This window comes from Nostoc sp. CmiVER01 (genome assembly GCF_034531135.2).
Lineage (GTDB): Bacteria > Cyanobacteriota > Cyanobacteriia > Cyanobacteriales > Nostocaceae > Nostoc.
The window spans coordinates 488,405-505,384 of the sequence record NZ_JAVRBU020000001.1 but is presented as its reverse complement, the minus strand read 5'-3'; the positions used below and the strand labels follow the sequence as shown (position 1 = coordinate 505,384).

The 16,980-nt window shown below is 42.9% G+C and carries 19 protein-coding genes; 9 read left to right on the top strand and 10 right to left on the bottom strand.

What is annotated here, in order from left to right; genetic code table 11:
• Nucleotides 1-113 precede the first annotated feature (113 nt).
• The 5 genes from RMZ43_RS01940 to RMZ43_RS01920 all read right to left on the bottom strand — a co-directional run bounded on the left by RMZ43_RS01940 (nt 114) and on the right by RMZ43_RS01920 (nt 3,853).
• The gene (locus tag RMZ43_RS01940; RefSeq protein ID WP_322645915.1) at nt 114-644 is read right to left on the bottom strand and encodes a phycobiliprotein lyase; all 531 of its coding nucleotides are present in this window, start codon (nt 642-644) and stop codon (nt 114-116) included.
• A gap of 118 nt (nt 645-762) precedes the next feature.
• Complete coding sequence (locus RMZ43_RS01935) at nt 763-1,521, bottom strand: phycobilisome rod-core linker polypeptide (protein ID WP_322653285.1); 759 nt, start codon at nt 1,519-1,521, stop codon at nt 763-765.
• Nucleotides 1,522-1,621: 100 nt separating this feature from the next.
• Nucleotides 1,622-2,371 carry a phycobilisome rod-core linker polypeptide gene (locus RMZ43_RS01930; protein ID WP_322653286.1) on the bottom strand — a complete coding sequence of 250 codons (750 nt, stop codon included), beginning with the start codon at nt 2,369-2,371 and terminating at the stop codon, nt 1,622-1,624.
• Nucleotides 2,372-2,412: 41 nt separating this feature from the next.
• Entirely contained in the window at nt 2,413-3,273 is an 861-nt protein-coding gene (locus tag RMZ43_RS01925; RefSeq protein ID WP_322645912.1) for a phycobilisome linker polypeptide, read from the bottom strand.
• 340 nt (nt 3,274-3,613) lie between these two features.
• On the bottom strand, nt 3,614-3,853 hold the full coding sequence (locus tag RMZ43_RS01920; protein WP_428850692.1) for a hypothetical protein: 240 nt from the start codon (nt 3,851-3,853) through the stop codon (nt 3,614-3,616).
• A 165-nt stretch (nt 3,854-4,018) separates the two neighbouring features.
• On the opposite strand from RMZ43_RS01920, the gene RMZ43_RS01915 reads away from it, so the two are divergent.
• Together RMZ43_RS01915 and RMZ43_RS01910 are read left to right on the top strand one after the other, a co-directional pair.
• The gene (locus RMZ43_RS01915; RefSeq protein WP_322645909.1) at nt 4,019-4,411 is read left to right on the top strand and encodes a hypothetical protein; all 393 of its coding nucleotides are present in this window, start codon (nt 4,019-4,021) and stop codon (nt 4,409-4,411) included.
• A gap of 46 nt (nt 4,412-4,457) precedes the next feature.
• The gene (locus tag RMZ43_RS01910; protein WP_322653287.1) at nt 4,458-4,658 is read left to right on the top strand and encodes a hypothetical protein; all 201 of its coding nucleotides are present in this window, start codon (nt 4,458-4,460) and stop codon (nt 4,656-4,658) included.
• Between the two features lie 70 nt (nt 4,659-4,728).
• On the opposite strand, the gene RMZ43_RS01905 is transcribed toward RMZ43_RS01910, so the two are convergent.
• Nucleotides 4,729-5,355 (bottom strand): Uma2 family endonuclease, encoded by a 627-nt coding sequence (locus RMZ43_RS01905; RefSeq protein ID WP_322653288.1) that lies wholly within the window; start codon nt 5,353-5,355, stop codon nt 4,729-4,731.
• A gap of 170 nt (nt 5,356-5,525) precedes the next feature.
• On the opposite strand from RMZ43_RS01905, the gene RMZ43_RS01900 reads away from it, so the two are divergent.
• The 6 genes from RMZ43_RS01900 (at nt 5,526) to RMZ43_RS01875 (ending at nt 12,350) form a co-directional block, all read left to right on the top strand.
• Nucleotides 5,526-7,682, top strand: coding sequence for an ATP-binding protein (locus tag RMZ43_RS01900; protein ID WP_322653289.1), 2,157 nt, complete (start codon nt 5,526-5,528; stop codon nt 7,680-7,682).
• Nucleotides 7,654-8,028 (top strand): response regulator, encoded by a 375-nt coding sequence (locus RMZ43_RS01895; RefSeq protein WP_322645906.1) that lies wholly within the window; start codon nt 7,654-7,656, stop codon nt 8,026-8,028. Before RMZ43_RS01900 ends, RMZ43_RS01895 begins: the two co-directional genes overlap by 29 nt.
• An 8-nt stretch (nt 8,029-8,036) precedes the next feature.
• A complete protein-coding gene (locus RMZ43_RS01890; protein ID WP_322645905.1) occupies nt 8,037-9,983 on the top strand; it encodes a response regulator in 1,947 nt (648 codons plus the stop codon).
• Between the two features lie 188 nt (nt 9,984-10,171).
• Nucleotides 10,172-10,900: a phycocyanobilin:ferredoxin oxidoreductase gene (locus tag RMZ43_RS01885; RefSeq protein WP_322645904.1), complete on the top strand. Its 729-nt coding sequence runs from the start codon at nt 10,172-10,174 to the stop codon at nt 10,898-10,900.
• 494 nt (nt 10,901-11,394) lie between these two features.
• Nucleotides 11,395-12,012, top strand: coding sequence for a hypothetical protein (locus RMZ43_RS01880; protein WP_322653290.1), 618 nt, complete (start codon nt 11,395-11,397; stop codon nt 12,010-12,012).
• Between the two features lie 50 nt (nt 12,013-12,062).
• Nucleotides 12,063-12,350, top strand: a complete 288-nt coding sequence (locus RMZ43_RS01875; RefSeq protein WP_322653291.1) for a hypothetical protein — start codon at nt 12,063-12,065, stop codon at nt 12,348-12,350.
• Nucleotides 12,351-12,567: 217 nt separating this feature from the next.
• Here RMZ43_RS01875 and RMZ43_RS01870 read toward each other — a convergent pair whose 3' ends face one another.
• Together RMZ43_RS01870 and RMZ43_RS01865 are read right to left on the bottom strand one after the other, a co-directional pair.
• A complete protein-coding gene (locus tag RMZ43_RS01870; RefSeq protein WP_322645902.1) occupies nt 12,568-13,032 on the bottom strand; it encodes a YbhB/YbcL family Raf kinase inhibitor-like protein in 465 nt (154 codons plus the stop codon).
• Nucleotides 13,033-13,132: 100 nt separating this feature from the next.
• The gene (locus tag RMZ43_RS01865; protein ID WP_322653292.1) at nt 13,133-13,933 is read right to left on the bottom strand and encodes an SDR family NAD(P)-dependent oxidoreductase; all 801 of its coding nucleotides are present in this window, start codon (nt 13,931-13,933) and stop codon (nt 13,133-13,135) included.
• Nucleotides 13,934-14,499: 566 nt separating this feature from the next.
• On the opposite strand from RMZ43_RS01865, the gene RMZ43_RS01860 reads away from it, so the two are divergent.
• The gene (locus RMZ43_RS01860) at nt 14,500-14,856 is read left to right on the top strand and encodes a hypothetical protein (protein WP_322645900.1); all 357 of its coding nucleotides are present in this window, start codon (nt 14,500-14,502) and stop codon (nt 14,854-14,856) included.
• A 130-nt stretch (nt 14,857-14,986) separates the two neighbouring features.
• On the opposite strand, the gene RMZ43_RS01855 is transcribed toward RMZ43_RS01860, so the two are convergent.
• Together RMZ43_RS01855 and RMZ43_RS01850 are read right to left on the bottom strand one after the other, a co-directional pair.
• Nucleotides 14,987-15,142, bottom strand: coding sequence for a hypothetical protein (locus RMZ43_RS01855; protein WP_322653293.1), 156 nt, complete (start codon nt 15,140-15,142; stop codon nt 14,987-14,989).
• Between the two features lie 305 nt (nt 15,143-15,447).
• Nucleotides 15,448-16,818 (bottom strand): efflux RND transporter periplasmic adaptor subunit, encoded by a 1,371-nt coding sequence (locus RMZ43_RS01850; protein WP_322653294.1) that lies wholly within the window; start codon nt 16,816-16,818, stop codon nt 15,448-15,450.
• Nucleotides 16,819-16,980 lie beyond the last annotated feature (162 nt).

Sequence of the window (16,980 nt, the reverse complement as noted above, 5' to 3'; positions counted from 1 at the left end):
TGCAAGACTAATGACATAACGAAACTAACGTGGTCAGTTCATATTGAAACTGCACGCTCTGACGTTGTATATATATGACCAAAAATATTTAGAAAGCCATTTTTATATCTAGTTTATTTGTGAATATTCTGGCGGATTTCGGAAGAAAAAGAGGCAGTGACAACTCCTGTACCAGCGCTGGTTTTAATTAGAGAAACCCGACAACGGACATTGGGGTTGACAAACCATATCTTTTCTTCGGCGGCGGCGTGATCGTAGGTGGTGACTAGCACGAATGTGCTGTCTTCTGTTAAGTAATAATCGCCAGCTGCTGCGATCGTTTCGGCATAGCCTTGATCGCGCAAAAGTTTACCACGATGGGGATGAGTTGGATCGGGGATAGGAACTAGGACGCAACTACCTTTGATTTCATTGTCATCCCAGTCTGATTGGCCTTCCCAACTCATCCGAAAAGGAGAAACAACTGTTTGAGGATCAATGTTATAGCTTTTACACAAGTCAATTACTGCCGGATCATCATCTGGGAGAGCAATGATATCTATCTCAGACTGTACGGCTTCAAAGTGACCGAATGCTAAATGATGGGCACTGCGTTGCGATCGCCAACGCCCAATAGAATTTCTAACAAATTCTGTAATATTCATCAACTCTTTGGTTTGTGTTTTTAGCTATTTGCTTTTGAATTGGAGAATCTCCCAATTTACCCTTACAGATCATCCATATACAAAATGTTAGAGGCTAGGAAATTCTCCATTAGTAGCGTTAAGCTATTTCGGTGATACTAAGAATCTTGCCTCCTGTTTTCTGGATGCTCTGAATTTTTTTGGCTAGCTGGTTGTATCCCACGTCAAATGTTGCCATGCTTTTATTCACCCGAACACCAGAATTGGCTTTGGAGGCAGCGATGCGGAACCGCTTCCCTGTATTGCTGATAGCACCGGAACCACGAGGCGGGGAAACAATTTTGGTAGCTAGGTTAGTGCCAATGTCGCTAATCAATTTTGCTGATTTGCCCAAATCATTGGCAGCAAATCCCCGCATCAAGGCAAAGCTACGGTTAAAAACGACATTCTTGACCCCAGCTTGGGTACGATTACCACGGGCAGAGGGTACAATATTATCGCCAAAACTCCTGATATATTCATTGCTATCAATGTAGGAGTTGATTTCTGCTGCGTAACCCTGAGTGTTGTAAATTTGGACATGTTCCGCCACTTCAGCTTGATCTTGCGGGGCGCGACCGAGCAAATGTTTGAAGTTTAATTCGATAAAACGATAGGGAGAAGAAGTTTCAAAAAACAGCGAACGGTATAGATCAGATTGAGCTACGGCTCTGACAAAGCCAGTAACAGTAATGTCACCATTCCGCAATTGAGACTCTGCACTGGTAAGCCGTTGGCTATCAAATACATGAGCATTGCCCAAAACTTGCCGATACACTGCTCGGATCACGCCTTGCAGATCATCCTCAGTAGCGTTGGGGCGTAATTCAACAGACTCGGCTTCTATCCAAAGTGCCATGTTAATGCCTCCTAAATTTAAGATTTTCGTGTGATTTTTTGAAAAATTGTAAATTAAAAAAGTTAATTGTCTTGGTGGGCATTGCCCACCCTGGAAAACGCTATGCGATTTCAGTAATGCTGACAATTTTGCCAGAAGTACGATGAATCCTCTGAATTTGCGGGGTCATTTTACTAGCTGGAACAATGTACTCAGTTGTACTGATGCGGCGGGGGCCGTCGAATTTGGAACCTGTCACTACAATTTTGAAACGTTTTTCGGTGCCAGAACCAATGACGGTAGACGAAGAGGCATTAATGGCATTGGCACTGTTGGTAGCAATAGCATAGACCAATTGTGCAGATTTGACTGAGCTATCAATTTGAGCAGGGCCTCTATCAATAGCAAACATTCGATTGTAGCCCACTTGCTTGAAGTTGGCTTCGCTGCTTTTACCGCGATCATAGGGTACTACGTTTTCGCCAAAGGCTGCTTGATATTCACTGCTATCGATGTAGGAATCAATTTCAGCATCGTAACCTTCGGCGACAGTGCGAACAATATGCTCGGAAACTTCTCGTTGATCCTGGGGTGCGCGACCAAGCAAGTGCAGAAAGTTAAGTTCTACAAAACGGTAGGGAGCGCAAGACTCGAAGTAGCGGGTACGATAAAAATCAGACTTGGCGACGGCGCGAACGAAATCCCGCACGGTGATGGAGCGATCGCACAATTGCGATTCTGCTGTCACCAACCGCTCACTATCCATGACATGAGGGTTACCTAAAACTTGTTTGTAAACTGCACGAATGATAGTTTGAACTTCCTCTAAGTCACTAGCAGACCAAAGTTCAAGAATTGTCTGGGATGCCATTGAAATTTATGCTCCTTAATTTTTTAAGTTTGCACCCGAATTTATACAGAAGTGATACTTGCTATCACACCGCCCTGTTGGTGAATGCGCTGATACTCTTGAGAGAGCTTTTCGTAAGGCACCAGAAAGACTTGGTTGGAACGGCGAAACTTGGAAATACTATTGAAGGTTTTGGCACGATAACCTGTGACTTCAATGCGGTAAACTTTACCACCAGCACTAGCATCGACTCCAAGACGAGTACGGGCACCAGTAGGAGGTGGAGAGAAGGTTGCCCCAGAACTAGCAGGTGAAATTACTGCTGTAGGCGTGCTTTGAATTACCAAGGAATTAAGCTTGGGAGCTTTGCCCGACAGATCACCCTTCAGGCTGCTGCTAGAAGCACCCCGCACTAACTGGAAGGTGTGAGTAAATTGCACCATACTTTGAAGAGCTTCGGTTTTGTAGCCTCGGATATAAGGCACAATGTTCTCACCAAAGGTAGACTGATACTCATCACTATCGAGATAAGAATCAATCTCAGCTTCAAACCCTTGAGTATCAAGAATGGTGCTGTGTACCCGCATTTCTTCTAAATCTAGCGGTGGACGACCCAGCAGATGGCGGAAGTTGAGTTCGATCGCCCGGTAGCGGGCACAACTGGTAAAAAAGCGAGAACGATAGAGTTCAGATTTAGCTACTGCTCTAACAAACTCGCGGACGCTCAATTCACCTCGCTTAAATTGGGATTCGGGCACAGTGAGCCGCTCACTTTCCATCACATAGGCATTGCCTAATACTTGCCGATAGACTGCCCGAATAATTGTTTCTGCTTCTTCTTGTGAGCGACCTGATACCCACTCAACGGGAGGGGTTTCATCAAATAAACTTACTCCCAGGCGTGAAGCTGGTCCAAATGGCATTAATTGTTTCTCCTGTTAACGAAAGTTTAAGAAAATTGTTTCGATTTATAAATAAATTTCAGATTGCTCACCCAGTCCAATCAAACTGCTGGATTAATTTGTTGCAACTCAAATTGCCAGCTTTTCTAAGCATGGAAGTTGTTATTTCCTAGATGCTCAAGCTTTTTAGGCGTTTTATCTCGCTTTATTATGATCATTTTCTTATGAGCGCGTAACGATGAACATCAAGATTTGTAAATTTTAATGTAATCAGAGAAATTTGCACTCAGTTTGCACAAACGATTTTGATTTTAATGGGGATTGGGGATTGGGCATTGGGCAGGGAAAGTGGGGGCTATGCCTACGCGCAATTTTGAGCCAACAGACAAGATTTGCGATCGTTGTTTAACAAGGCAAAAGCTTTGTTTAACAAGGCAAGTACTTTGGTTAACCAGGCAAAAGCTTTGTTTAACAAGGCAAGTACTTTGGTTAACAAGGCAAGTACTTTGTTTAACAAGGCAAAAGCTTTGGTTAACAAGGTAAGAACTTTGGCTGAAAAGGCAAGTACTTTGTTTAACAAGGCAAAAGCTTTGGTTAACAAGGTAAGAACTTTGGCTGACAAAACAAGTTATTTAGCGGTAATTACTTAATTAATAATTCAAGTTTTTTTCAAAAAGATGCTTGATTTTGGCTATTTTCACTGAACCGATTCCTTATCTTGTTGAGAGACGCTAGAAGTATAAAGTTAAGTAAAAGGTGTACATTGATGCCACGCAAAAAAAGAACTTCTTCCGTACTAGAAAAAACAGAACAGCAGACAATCGGGTTTCAATCAATTGATCCTGTCCTCGATTTTGGTGATTCCATCAGTTTGCAGCATTTGACTGAGTTAACTGGGGAACTACGCAGCGAACTCAATCAATATAATAAGATGTTAAACACCCTTGACTCGGCAAAAGAAAAAATCGAAACTCTGGAAAAGAACATTCGTGAAACTTCAGAACGCTTAGTTAGTGGTGTAGCAACGAAGTATGGCAAAGACAGCCGGGAATATGAACTAGCAGGTGCGGTACGAAAAAGCGATCGCGTTCGTAAAGCTATTATCACGCGGTTAAAATCAAACACAGATGCAAAAGCTGCTGCTACAGGAACGGCGTAACAGCCAAATCCTTGCTGCATAAAGATAAAAAAGAAAAAATTTGCTGATGATGGTTTTAGAAGAGGCAGGGGGGCAGGGAGCAGGGAGCAGGGGGAAAGATCCGATACGCTCCTACAGTCCCTGCCATCCGGGTTTCAAGCCCACTTCGGCTACGCTCAGTGCATCGCCTAAATTTATATATGCCCAAAAGGGTGATAGTGGCATCCCAAGCGATCGCCTGCAAAAAACATCACCGGAACAAAGCTAAACTTTATCAACGGTTCAAATTAGCGGCAGCAAGTAAACTTAAACTTTGATAGGTTTGTAGTGTTCAGATTTTATCTACCAGCCCTCAACACCTGTTCAGCCGTTAGTTTTAAATCTGGGAAAGTTTGAGAGACGATGGTCTGATTGCCTCGAAACTGCTGAATTTCATACTCCCCATTCACCAGCGTACAAATAGAGAGGGTGGGTTGTTTGGGCTTCCCAATGTGTCGAGTACCACCATTAGCTGCGTAGTCTGCAATCCAATATTCGGGAATGCCTAAAACCGCGTAGTCTTCAACCTTACGGGCATAATCATTTTGCCAGTTACTACTAACAACTTCCGCGACAAATTTAATCGAACTGCCCAGTGTCAAAATTGACTGGTCAGACCAAAGCGGTTCTTTGATAAGTTCATCTGGATCGATAACTGCAACATCAGGTCGAAATGCTGTCATACCAATGTTAGAAGGGCGCAATAATCCTCGCTGAAGGACAAACCAAGGTAAGCCTGCTTCGTCGATCTGGACACAAATCTTTGTGGTTATGAAGGCTGCAACCTGTTCATGGAGACCTGTTGGTTCCAAGTCAAACACCTCTCCATCGATCAGTTCATAGCGGTTATCGCCACTATAACGGGCGAGAAACTCATCAAAGCTGAGTGGCTTCTGTTGTATTGGTTGGTTGATCGCAATAGTCATAGGTCAACTTAGCCCAATCAATGCCTCCAGTCTACCAGATGGAATAGTAAGCAACTCCACGACTAAGGGACTTCCGCAACTCGTTAAATTTTCCAACATTAACTTTATAAAATTTAAACTTTTGATAAGTTCAGTAAAAATGGAAATGTCCCTTTGCATTATAGATGTAAGTGTCTAAACTTTCCTCGAAGCAGCAATCGCAATCTGGCGCGAAAAAATCTAAACATCAACGACGAACTCAGAAGCGTCTGATTCAAACTTTATTTAAGAACGCTCATGATGCGATCGCCTTAATTGATGATCGCCTATGTTTCGTAGATATGAATATTGCTGCTTGTGATTTACTCGGTTTGTCACGTAAGCAACTCAAAGGGCAAGCTTTAGCTAATTTCATCACTGCCGAATTTACTTGCCAACCCAACTCTCTTAGTTTTCCGCCAGGACAATCATTGATGGGGGAACTGTTAGTTTCATCTTCTGCCCAGAAGCAGCGAGAGATGGAGTATACCTTAATACCTAACGTACTTCCCTACTGTCATCTGCTGCTATTACGAGACATTAGTCAGCGCCGGGAATCAATGCAGGCGGAATTACGACAGCAACAGCAACGGGTAGAACTATTTTCGGAAGTGACGCTGAAAATTCGCCAGTCGTTACAGCTAAAGGAAATTCTGCATACCACCGTCACAGAAGTGCAACGGATTCTGCAAGCCGATCGCGTGCTAATTTATCAGGTATTGCCGGATGGTACAGGAAAAACCATCAGCGAAGCAGTTTTACCAGATTATCCCACACTGATGGATCTGGAATTTCCTGAAGAAGTTTTTCCCCAACAGTATCAACAATTGTATGCTCAGGGACGGGTACGTGCGACCGCAGATGTACACGATCCGGCAGCTGGCTTGGCAGATTGTTTGGTGGAATTTGTCGATCAATTCCAGATCAAAGCCAAATTAATTGTACCGATTGTGCAAAACCTCAATGCCCAGTCACAAAATCACCTTTGGGGTTTGTTAATCGCGCACCAATGCGACAGCGTTCGTCATTGGGTAGATTTTGAGTTGGAATTGATGCAACAACTGGCCGATCAAATCAGTATTGCTTTATCTCAAGCCCAACTACTGGAACGCCTAGAAGAGGTTGTAGCAGCTCGTACCGCAGAATTGCAAGAGGAAATTAATGTGCGAATGCAGGCGGAAGCGGCACTGCGACAGAGTGAGGAGCAATTGCGCTTAATTACCAATGCGCTGCCAGTACTAATCGCCTACGTGGACGAGCAACAACAATATCGCTTTAATAATCAAGCATATCAGGATTGGCTGGGACAATCTCCTAAAGAAATTTATGGTTCCCATCTACAACAGGTTTGGGGAGAAGATTGCTACCAAAGAATGCAAGTTTATGTAAAAACAGCTTTATCTGGGCGAGCCGTCAACTATGAAAATGATATTCTTTTAAAAGATGGGAGTTGGCGATCGGTTGATGTAACTTACATCCCTGATGTAGATGACCAGAACACGGTGAAGGGATTTTTTGCTCTTAGCAGCGATATTAGCGATCGCAAAGCCATTGAAAGGATGAAAGATGAATTCATTTCTGTAATTAGCCATGAATTACGGACTCCCCTAACTTCGTTGCACAGTGCCCTGAAAATCCTAGCTACAGGGCGATTGGGCAGTCTCTCGACCGAAGGACAACAAATGCTAGGAATTGCCGATGACAGCACTGAACGCTTAGTACGTTTAGTCAACAACGTCCTCGATTTACAGCGAATTGAGTCTGGCAAAGTCATCATGGAGTGCCAAGCCTGTAATGCTGCTAATTTGATGATCCAAGCAGCAGAGGCAATGCAAGCAATGGCACAGCAGCATGAAATCACTCTGGTCAAACAACCACAAGATATCTCAGTCTGGGCAGATGCAGATTATATCTTGCAAGCTTTGACAAATTTAATCAGTAATGCCATCAAGTTTTCATCACCTGGGGGGACTGTTTGGCTAACCGTAGAACAAGAGCAAGGTTCCCAAAACCTCCCCAAAGAATTAGTGTTTCGGGTGCGAGACGAAGGGCAAGGCATTCCTGCTGACCAACTCGAACGGATCTTTGAAAAGTTTCAACAAGTAGATTCATCAGATTCCCGCAAAAAAGGTGGTACTGGTTTAGGGCTGACCATCTGTCGCAAAATTATTGAACAACACAACGGTAGAATTTGGGCTGAGAGTACTCCAGGATGTGGAAGCACCTTTGCATTCACACTACCTACCCTTGAGTGCGTCAATATCTCATGGAGAGTGAGCTATGAATATGAAGCGGATTTTAATTATTGATGACGAAGAAACCATTCAAACCGTTGTGCAATTTGGCATCAAAATGGCAGCAGGTTGGGAAGTTTTCACGGCTAGTTCTGGCTTTGAAGGCATCCAGACTGCCCAAAGCGAAAAACCCGATGTGATTTTGCTGGATGTGATGATGCCAGATATGGATGGTATTGCTACCTTTAAAGAACTCCAGTCTCATTCTGAAACAGAACAAATTCCGGTGATTATTTTAACTGCCAAAGCACAAACGGCAGAAAAGCGTCAGTTTAATGATTTGGGAGTTAGTGGTGTAATTACAAAACCCTTTAACTCCCTGGATCTACCGGAGCAAATTAGTAGAATTCTCCATTGGTAGCCGCATCAATGAAAATCTTGCTTGTAGATGATGACGATTTATTAATTAAAATCCTAACTAGAAATCTGGCAAACCATCACTATGTTGTAGATGTAGTTAAAGATGGGGAAATGGGTTGGACTTATGGCTCCACCTTTGAGTATGACTTGATTGTACTGGATATCATGCTGCCAAAATTGGATGGCATTAGCTTATGCAAGCGTCTGCGGACAGAGGGATACACCGTCCCAATTCTGTTACTTACGGCTCAAGATAACATTACCGCCAAAGTCCAGGGATTGGATGCAGGTGCAGATGACTATGTTGTAAAACCTTTCGAGACTATAGAACTGATTGCCAGGATTCGGGCATTGTTGAGGCGAGGAAGTAACAATCCCTTTCCTTTACTGACTTGGGGAGATTTGCTCCTTAACCCCAGTACTTGTGAAGTGACTTACAATGGCCGCCCCCTGAACCTGACGACAATGGAATATGATTTGCTAGAACTTTTGCTGCGAAACTGTCAGCATGTTTTTAGTAGCGAACAACTTCTAAACAGATTATGGTCTTCAGAAGATTTTCCATCTGAGGCAACGGTACGTTCCCATATCCGTCGAGTGCGACAAAAGCTAGTTGCAGCAGGTGCGCCTCATGATTTTATCGCTACCATGCATGGACGGGGTTACTATTTAAAAGCACCAAGCACAGAAGAATCAACCACCCAATCGGCAACACCTGCTGTAAATAATGCTAAGGGTGACTCTCAAATAGCTGTATCTCTAAAAACGTTGAGTGATTTCCCAAAGTATGACCTTGCTGACAATTCCCAACAACAATACTTGGCTTTTCTCAACGAGACTTGGAAAACTACAAAACCGAAAAGCCTCGACCAGATGACAATTTTGTTACAAGTTGTCAGAGACTTACAAATAAATCAACTCAAACCCCAACAACAAGCACAGGCGCAACAAGTTGCTCACAAACTGGCGGGGAATCTGGGAATCTTTGGGTTAAGCAAAACAATGCACATCGCACGGCAATTAGAGTATTGGTTGGGTGGTCGAGAACCGCTACAACCGAAACACGCGCCGTTGATGAAAACCCTGGTAATGGCTCTCCAGCAAGACATTGAGCAGACTACACTGATTCAACCGTCTCAGGTTCCCAATAGGCAATCACCGCTTTTATTGATTGTGAGTTCTGATATCGAGTTTAACCAGTCCTTAGAACCTGTGGCGGCAAGCCGAGGAATTCGCATTCAGATTGCGCCGATGCTGGAGAATATGGCTAAAGCTTTGCTCACAAGAGATTCAGTTTTTGATAGCTTAGACCAAAATCCTGATATCATACTGTTGCATTTTCCCTCAATTCCATTTCAACCCCATACTCACCAAGTAAGTAACTTTTGGGAAACATTGCAGATATTAGCACAGCGTTACCCTGGCTTGCCAATTGTCGTGATTAGCGATCGCAGTGAATTGGGCGATCGCTTGGAGGTAATGCGGCGGGGCGGAAAACTGTTTTTAACAGCACCAATTCCTCCTGAACAGGTTATTGACACAGCAGTAAACTTGTTGAGCGGTACTGAGATAACAAAGAAGGTGATGATTCTTGATGACGATCAAGACTGGTTGCACACTCTCCCCACTCTGCTGAAACCTTGGGGATTTAAAGTCACAACCCTTGCCGATCCGCAACAATTTTGGACAGTATTAGAAACTGTCACCCCCGATGCCTTAGTATTAGATGTCAATATGCCACAGATCAACGGATTTGAACTCTGCCAGATTCTCCGCAGTGACCCTCATTGGCAGCGTTTGCCAGTTTTATTTCTGAGTGTGCTGACAGATTCCGCCAGTCAGAATCAAGCTTTTACTGTTGGTGCTGACGATTATCTGTGTAAGCCCGTTAAAGGAGTCGAACTAGCTAACCGAATTCTGCGACGCTTAGAAAGAGTTAAGGCTTGGGCAAGTTGATTGTCATGGGATATGGGGCATTGAGCATTGGGCATTGAAAAGAGGCAGAGGGGTAAATTTTTTTCCCTTACTTCCTACTCCCTACTCCCTACTTCTTCCCCAATGCAAGACTGCACAAATTTTGCACAAACTATACGCCAAGGTAAATATTAATTCTATTCTCAAAGATGAAGCGTATGTTGAACTCTATGCAAACGTCATTAAGAACCCGTCAGCACCCCTTAATCCACAGATTAGCGGATTCCATTGAAGAAATTTGGCAACAGTACCTCGATATCTCCCCTTACTCTGTCCCAGAAGGTTTAGGCTACGTTGAGGGACATTTGGAAGGTGAACGACTGATCATTGAAAATCATTGCTACCAAGCTTTGCAATTTCGCAAACTGCATTTAGAATTGGCTCAGGTTGGCAATGGATTAGATATTCTGCACTGTGTAATGTTCCCTAATCCCGAATATGCCTTACCGATTTTTGGTACAGATTTGGTTGGCGGACGAGGAGGAATTAGTGCGGCGATCGCTGATTTGTCTCCCGTCAGTAGCGATCGCACTCTACCACCAAGCTATTCTCAACAATTGTCTGTTTTGTCTGGGCTTGAGTTTTCCCAACCACGAGTTTTACCAGAATGGGGCGATATCTTTTCGGAATTTTGTCTATTTGTCCGTCCTGGGGACTCTCAAGAAGAAGATAGGTTTCTCAATCGAGTTCGGGAATTTTTAACCATTCATTGTCAGATTGCTAGTCAACAAACACCTCTGACATCAAATCTTGACATCTCCAAGGTTCTGGCAGGACAGCGAAATTACTGTACCAAGCAGCAACAAAATGACAAAACTCGGCGAGTTCTAGAGAAATCCTTTGGTGAAGAGTGGGCTGATCGCTACATGACTACTATGCTTTTTGACTATGTAGCTTAAAAATTCCACCGATACGTTTTTGCGAATAAACATTCACCGGATTTTAGATTTTAAATTTTGGATTGAAGATTCAAAATTTAAAATCTAAACGGGTTTGAAGCCAGCGAATTCATAGAACCTCTTTTGCCTGTTGTGTCGGGCTTGATTCAATTGCATTAGCAAAGCGGAGCGTTAGCCCATTGCGTTAACAAGGAACGATACCATTTCACTAAAATCCTGATACAAATTCTTTCCCCTCTGCTCCCCTGCTCCTCTGCTCCCCTGCTTGCCTAAATGTATCAACCTTAAAGTGAAACGGTACGAGTATCATTGCGAATTGGTTTGATGTCTTATGTTTACTCAGTTCGTCAAATAATTACTTTAACTTATGGTTTTGACAATTAAGAATATTTGATTTTATTAGTTAGTCGCAATATGTTGAAGATGTATCTACGCTTTTCGCATTCAAAGCAAATTTTCACCAAGAAATGATGCTTTCACAAAAGAAGAAACTTATGAAACCTGGGAAAATTATTTTAATCGTCTTGCTGTTTGTGATCACTATAGGACTAGCTCAACCTTCATGGGCAGATAGAATTTCTGAAGATAGCCCTGACTATCCAAAAGTTGTTCAAACGCTTAATAGTCTAATGCAAGTTAGGAAAAACCCAGAACAAATGGGATATACCGCAGAAGAACTACAGCAGAAAATTGCTGCTTTAGAATTGCAAAAACAGACTATGGAAACTTCAGAAGATTGGGCTAGATGTCGCAATGAAACGGGGAAACCATTAGCTATCTATGCTCGAAAACCTGAAAACTCAACTCTAAACGCTCTTTACTATCTCGGTCATGGCGAAACTACAGATGAAGACTGGGATTGTGACGCTATTTACCTGCCAAATGATGCAAAAGTTGCTGGGCTAAAACTGCCAATCGGAGAGCCAGCAATTTTAAAAATTGTAGATGGGACTCAATTAGTTGCTAAAACTAATCCTACCACCCAAGAACTTGAGTTCATTGCTCCAACTCCACTAATTGAAGTACTCAAAGCCGAGCAACTCAACTGGCAAATTCCTAATTTAGCTTCATCTGATATTGATGTACAAAGTCCCAATGCTCCAAGCGATTGAGAGTCAGAAATCTGAATTGATAGCCAGACAAAACAGTAGCAATTAAAACATTGACGACTTCGGCGACAAGACTATTAGTCCGCCGATTTTTTTCGGTTAAAGAAGAATGCTACATCTTTATCTTGCCATCAGCGACTTACTCAAGCGATCGCATGGCACTTTCTTTTATAAAGGCAAGTTTTCCCCAACTCCTCCGGAAAGCAGAAGAGTACACCAGTTTGATATCCCGTCAAGGGGATCATTGGCTGAGGTTCACTTATGGCAGACTGAACATGGTACTGCAAGTACACCTTGGTGATATTACTCAAAAAAGATTTGTAGTCATACCAATTCACTAAAATTATGAAACAGATGTAAACCCTCAAAGGCAAGTATCTCTAAGTTTTGTAATTGCGTTAGCGCACCGTTAGCGATAGTGCAGCTTTAGCGAGTCATCGAGCGTCGGTACGAGCGTCATTGCGTTAGCATAGCGGGGCGTTCGCTTTTAGTGTCTCCAAGAGTTGCCCATTGCGAATTGGTATTACACCCTCCTTGGATTTCTAGAATTAATAAATGTCAAGATTCATAGACTCCAACCAACCGCGCTTGCTCAATCACATGGTCAGCGATCGCATTCAGTAGTTCCTCACGGTTGATATTTGACTTCAGGTCAAGCTTTGCATCTAGGGCATATAACCAGAAATAGTAATGGTGAAGCCCATGCCCTTTTGGTGGAGCAGGCCCAGTATACCCTGGCTGATTGCTACTGTTCATACCTTCAGTAAATTTACTACCATCTCCCTCTGCAATCTGGTTAACCGTCGGCGGAATTCCATAGATTAACCAGTGAGTAAACCCCTGCGGTATGGGCGCATCTGGATCGTGACAGATGAGTGCTAATTGCTGGGTTCCGGCTGGTAATCCACTCCATTCCAAGGGAGGTGAGATGTTTTTACCGTCGCTGGTATACTGTTTTGGGATACGCTCAAGAGAAGTAAATGCAGGGCTGTGAATCTGTAAATCTTTGATATTCAACGCCATTATGTATTTCCTTGTGGATAACAGGTTCCAGGGTGCTTAATGTTTAATCTGTCGGTAACTTCTGCAATTGACTGACCATAGGATTTTTCCCTGATTACAATTAATTATTAGCGGCTCCTGGCTCAGTGAGTTTGCGGTGCTGTTCTGCATTAACTGTATCTGACAAAACCTTGCTGATATTGCCCTGAACTTTGGTTTTTAATGAGCCTGCAACCAGGTCATCCTTACCTGCCATCAGAGCCTCAAACCCCTGTTTAGCAACAATAGCTGGGTCATCCTTCTTGTCTGCACCCACCTTGGTATCATCCATCCCGGCTCGGTGAAAGAAGTTTGTATCCGTTGGGCCCGGCATGAGCGCTGTGACTGTTACACCCGTGTCTTTTAATTCGTTGCGGAGTCCTTCTGCAAAGGAGTGAATAAAGGCTTTTGAGGCTGAATATACCACCTCAAATGGGCCAGGCATGAGTGCGGCAATTGAGGATGTGAAGAGAATTTTGCCGTTACCGCGCTCGACCATATCCTTGACTACCCGTTTAGCAAGATGAACCGATGACACCACATTTAGGTCGATCAGATTCAGTTCCTCCTTTAGGTCAGTCTCAGTGAACTTGCCACCTACCCCAACTCCGGCATTAATGGCGATCGCTTCCACTGGTCTTCCAATGGCTTGAATTTGATTATAGAGGGATTCGACTCCATTGTATGTGGCAAGATCCGCCTGGATGGTTTCAACAGAAGCACCTAGTTTTTCAAAAGCACCAATCACTTCATTGATGCTAGAACCTGTGGCTGTGACAACCAGATCAAAGCCATTTTGAGCAAACTGTTTGGCGAGTTCATAGCCGATACCACTTGAGGCACCCGTTACAATGGCCAGGGGACGAGTCAACGTCTGATTCATAATGTTCAAAAGTCCTAAACTGCTTTACTTGCAATAGCTGACTGCAAATGAGAGCAATGCGATTACAAGCAATCGACTTTTACCATCCTACGAAAGCAGTTGTGCGATCGCGTCTTCCTAGTGAAAGATAACAAATGTATATTTAAGAGTCATTAATAGAATATTTATCTACCCCTAAAGCTCAGGTTTATTCCTTCAATGGCTTTTAACTGAGGAAACCGAATATAGCAAGCAGGTTGAAAGTGATTGAAGTATCAGGTTGTAAATTCATCACATTACCCCAGCAAACAATTTGGACGGATGATGAGTTGATTGGCGATGCTATTGAGCTGTGACTGACACGGACTCACAAGAAAATAGTTCATCCCGATTTAACCACTGCTTAAAAATCGAATCACGCTGCTTGTTTGTCCTATGGGTTTTTTCGTATGACATCGCTTAATCATTAGAATATCTTTTCTAAATGTGGAAATTTTATGTAAATTTAACCACATTTATCTGACGAAAGTTTACAATATAATTACTGAAAATAATCTAGCTACAACCAACAGGCTTTGGTTTGACCCATGACTGATAATAAACAAGTTGTCTGCCAACTCACTCAACAAAAACCAAAACGTGTTTTGGTTGTAGCTCCAAGTGAACTCACTATTTATCATCGTCACAGACAATCGTTTCAGACACCGCCTACTTTAAGCAATTACATTTTCAAAGTCATCGCTAAATTGTCTATTGTCAGCACTATGTTGTTTGGCATCAGCGCATTGGGCTACTGGGGATTAGAAATCGTTGAAGCTAACACAATCCCGACGATAGAAGCCAGATACGATTGGCAAACCCAAAAGCATATTTGTTTCGGTTGGATGCTGTTTACTTTTTCTAGCTTTCTTGGGAGTGCTTCTTTTGGTAACGAGTCCCACTAATCAGTTCCAAAGGATAAAGCCTCTGATAAAATTTATCACTCAAAAGTCATAATTGAGAAGCAATCTAATATGATTAGAGATTGATTGATGAAAATTCCTGTCAGTATTATTGTCAGAGAGTCAAGCAGCCTTAAAAATTAATGCGACGATAGATTTCAGTCAGGGGAATTTCCACGTTTAAACTGTGCAGCATAATCGTGCGCTCAAGGTGAGAGTGAACTTGCCATAGCCAGCGATCGTTACAGTTGCTGGCGATCGCACTATTAGATTCTGAACCTCCCGACATAGTAATAATATCAAGTCCGGTTAATCACTTATGATTACCGCATCTGTGCAAAAATCAGAAAAACCTCTTTCCCCCTGCTTTCTGCGGTCTTAATGATAAGTCTTTTGCCGGACATGATATAACCTCTCCATGCGGTATTCATGGCGTTCGGGGTTTGTTTGTTCCATAGCAATGAACCGTATTGAGATATAGTCTGTCAAGTTGAAATTGATGGGTGAACAAGTTCGTAGTCAAGACTTTAGTCCTGGATTTTTAAGCACGCTTTGTGCTTACTACGAACTCATGAAAATTAATGAGACAGACTACTATTTTGTTTTTGTTTGTACAATTGGCTGTACGCGTAAACCCTCTATCTCATCAACCGTAGGAGTAGCAATGAGCGATTCATTTTCTGTCAAACCTGATGTAATTTCTACTTCAGTACCATAATCTCGCCCAACAGTAACTTTTTGATAATGCACCTTTTTTTCATTAGTTACAATTGCTACCTGCGTACCTCCACCGTTAACGACTAAGGCACTATCTGGCACAATAAAAGGAGGATCGTTACGATTAATAGCAAATTTGACACTAGCATACATCCCAGGTCGCAGCGTCGCGTCCGAATTGCGTACTTCTAATTGTGTTAGCAAAGTGCGAGTATTTGGATCTATAGCGTTGCTAGTACGCACTACTTTACCCGTAAACACTCGTTGTGGTAACTCTCTGACTGTAATTTGCGCTGTTTGTCCAGTCTGTAGTGACTGTGATAAACTCTGCGGAACATTCACATTCACGTTTAGTTTGTCATAAGCAGCAATAGTATAAAGGCTGGTATTGCTAGTATTACTGTTGCTGGTACTGATGCTACTACTAGTACTGGTGCTACTATTACCTGCTGAAATTAAAACACCTGAATTGACGTTACGTGAGGTAATTACTCCGGCAAAGGGAGCAGTGACTTTCTTATAAGATTGTAATACCCTATTACGCTGAAAGTTTGCAAGACTTGCGTGGGCGTTAGCTTCTGCTGCTTTGACGCTGGCAGAGTCAGAACTAACAGTATTTTGTGCTGCCTCAACGTTGGCAATATTAGCCTGATATGTAGCATATTTTGTATCTGTATCTTGTTGAGCGACTGCACCTTGCTTGACAAGAAATTGCCAGCGCTCCCAGCTTTGACGTGCGATCAATAGATTAGCGCGGGCTTGCTTCAAATCAGAAATACCTTTAGCTAAATTAGCACGACTTTGAGACACATTAGCTTGTGCTTGCACTAACTCTGCATTTGCTTGCAGAACTTGCTGATCGGTGTCTGGTGAATCAATCTCTGCCAATAACTGACCAGCCCGGACGCGATCGCCAATATCCGCATACCACCGCCGTAAATACCCAGTACTACGAGCGTAGATGGTCGTTTGATTAAGGGCTACAATACTACCAGGTAGTTCCAATTTGGTACTAGCAGTAGCGCGAGTGGGAGTAAACACCTTAACAGAGGGGATGGTGCTTGCTTCCTTGACTGCTGCTTGTAATTCTGACCTCTGGCTTAACCGGGGCAGAATACCTATAGCCAGTAGGCTACCAAAAAAAACAACACCAACTACAGCCCAACCAATTCCACCAATACCACGCTTTTGTTTTCTAGAAGCCGTTTGTTGTTCAGAATTAGGAGATGGGGGATGCTGAGAATCCATAAATAAACCGTTCCATATTATCTAGTTTGCAGAAATTTAGCAGCTAGAGTCATTAAACTGGGGATTGGGGACTGGGGATTGGGGATTGGGGAAGATTTGAATAGGGATTTAGACCCAACCAAATTTTCAAAGAATTTCTTCTTTAGTATCCAGTCCCCAAGG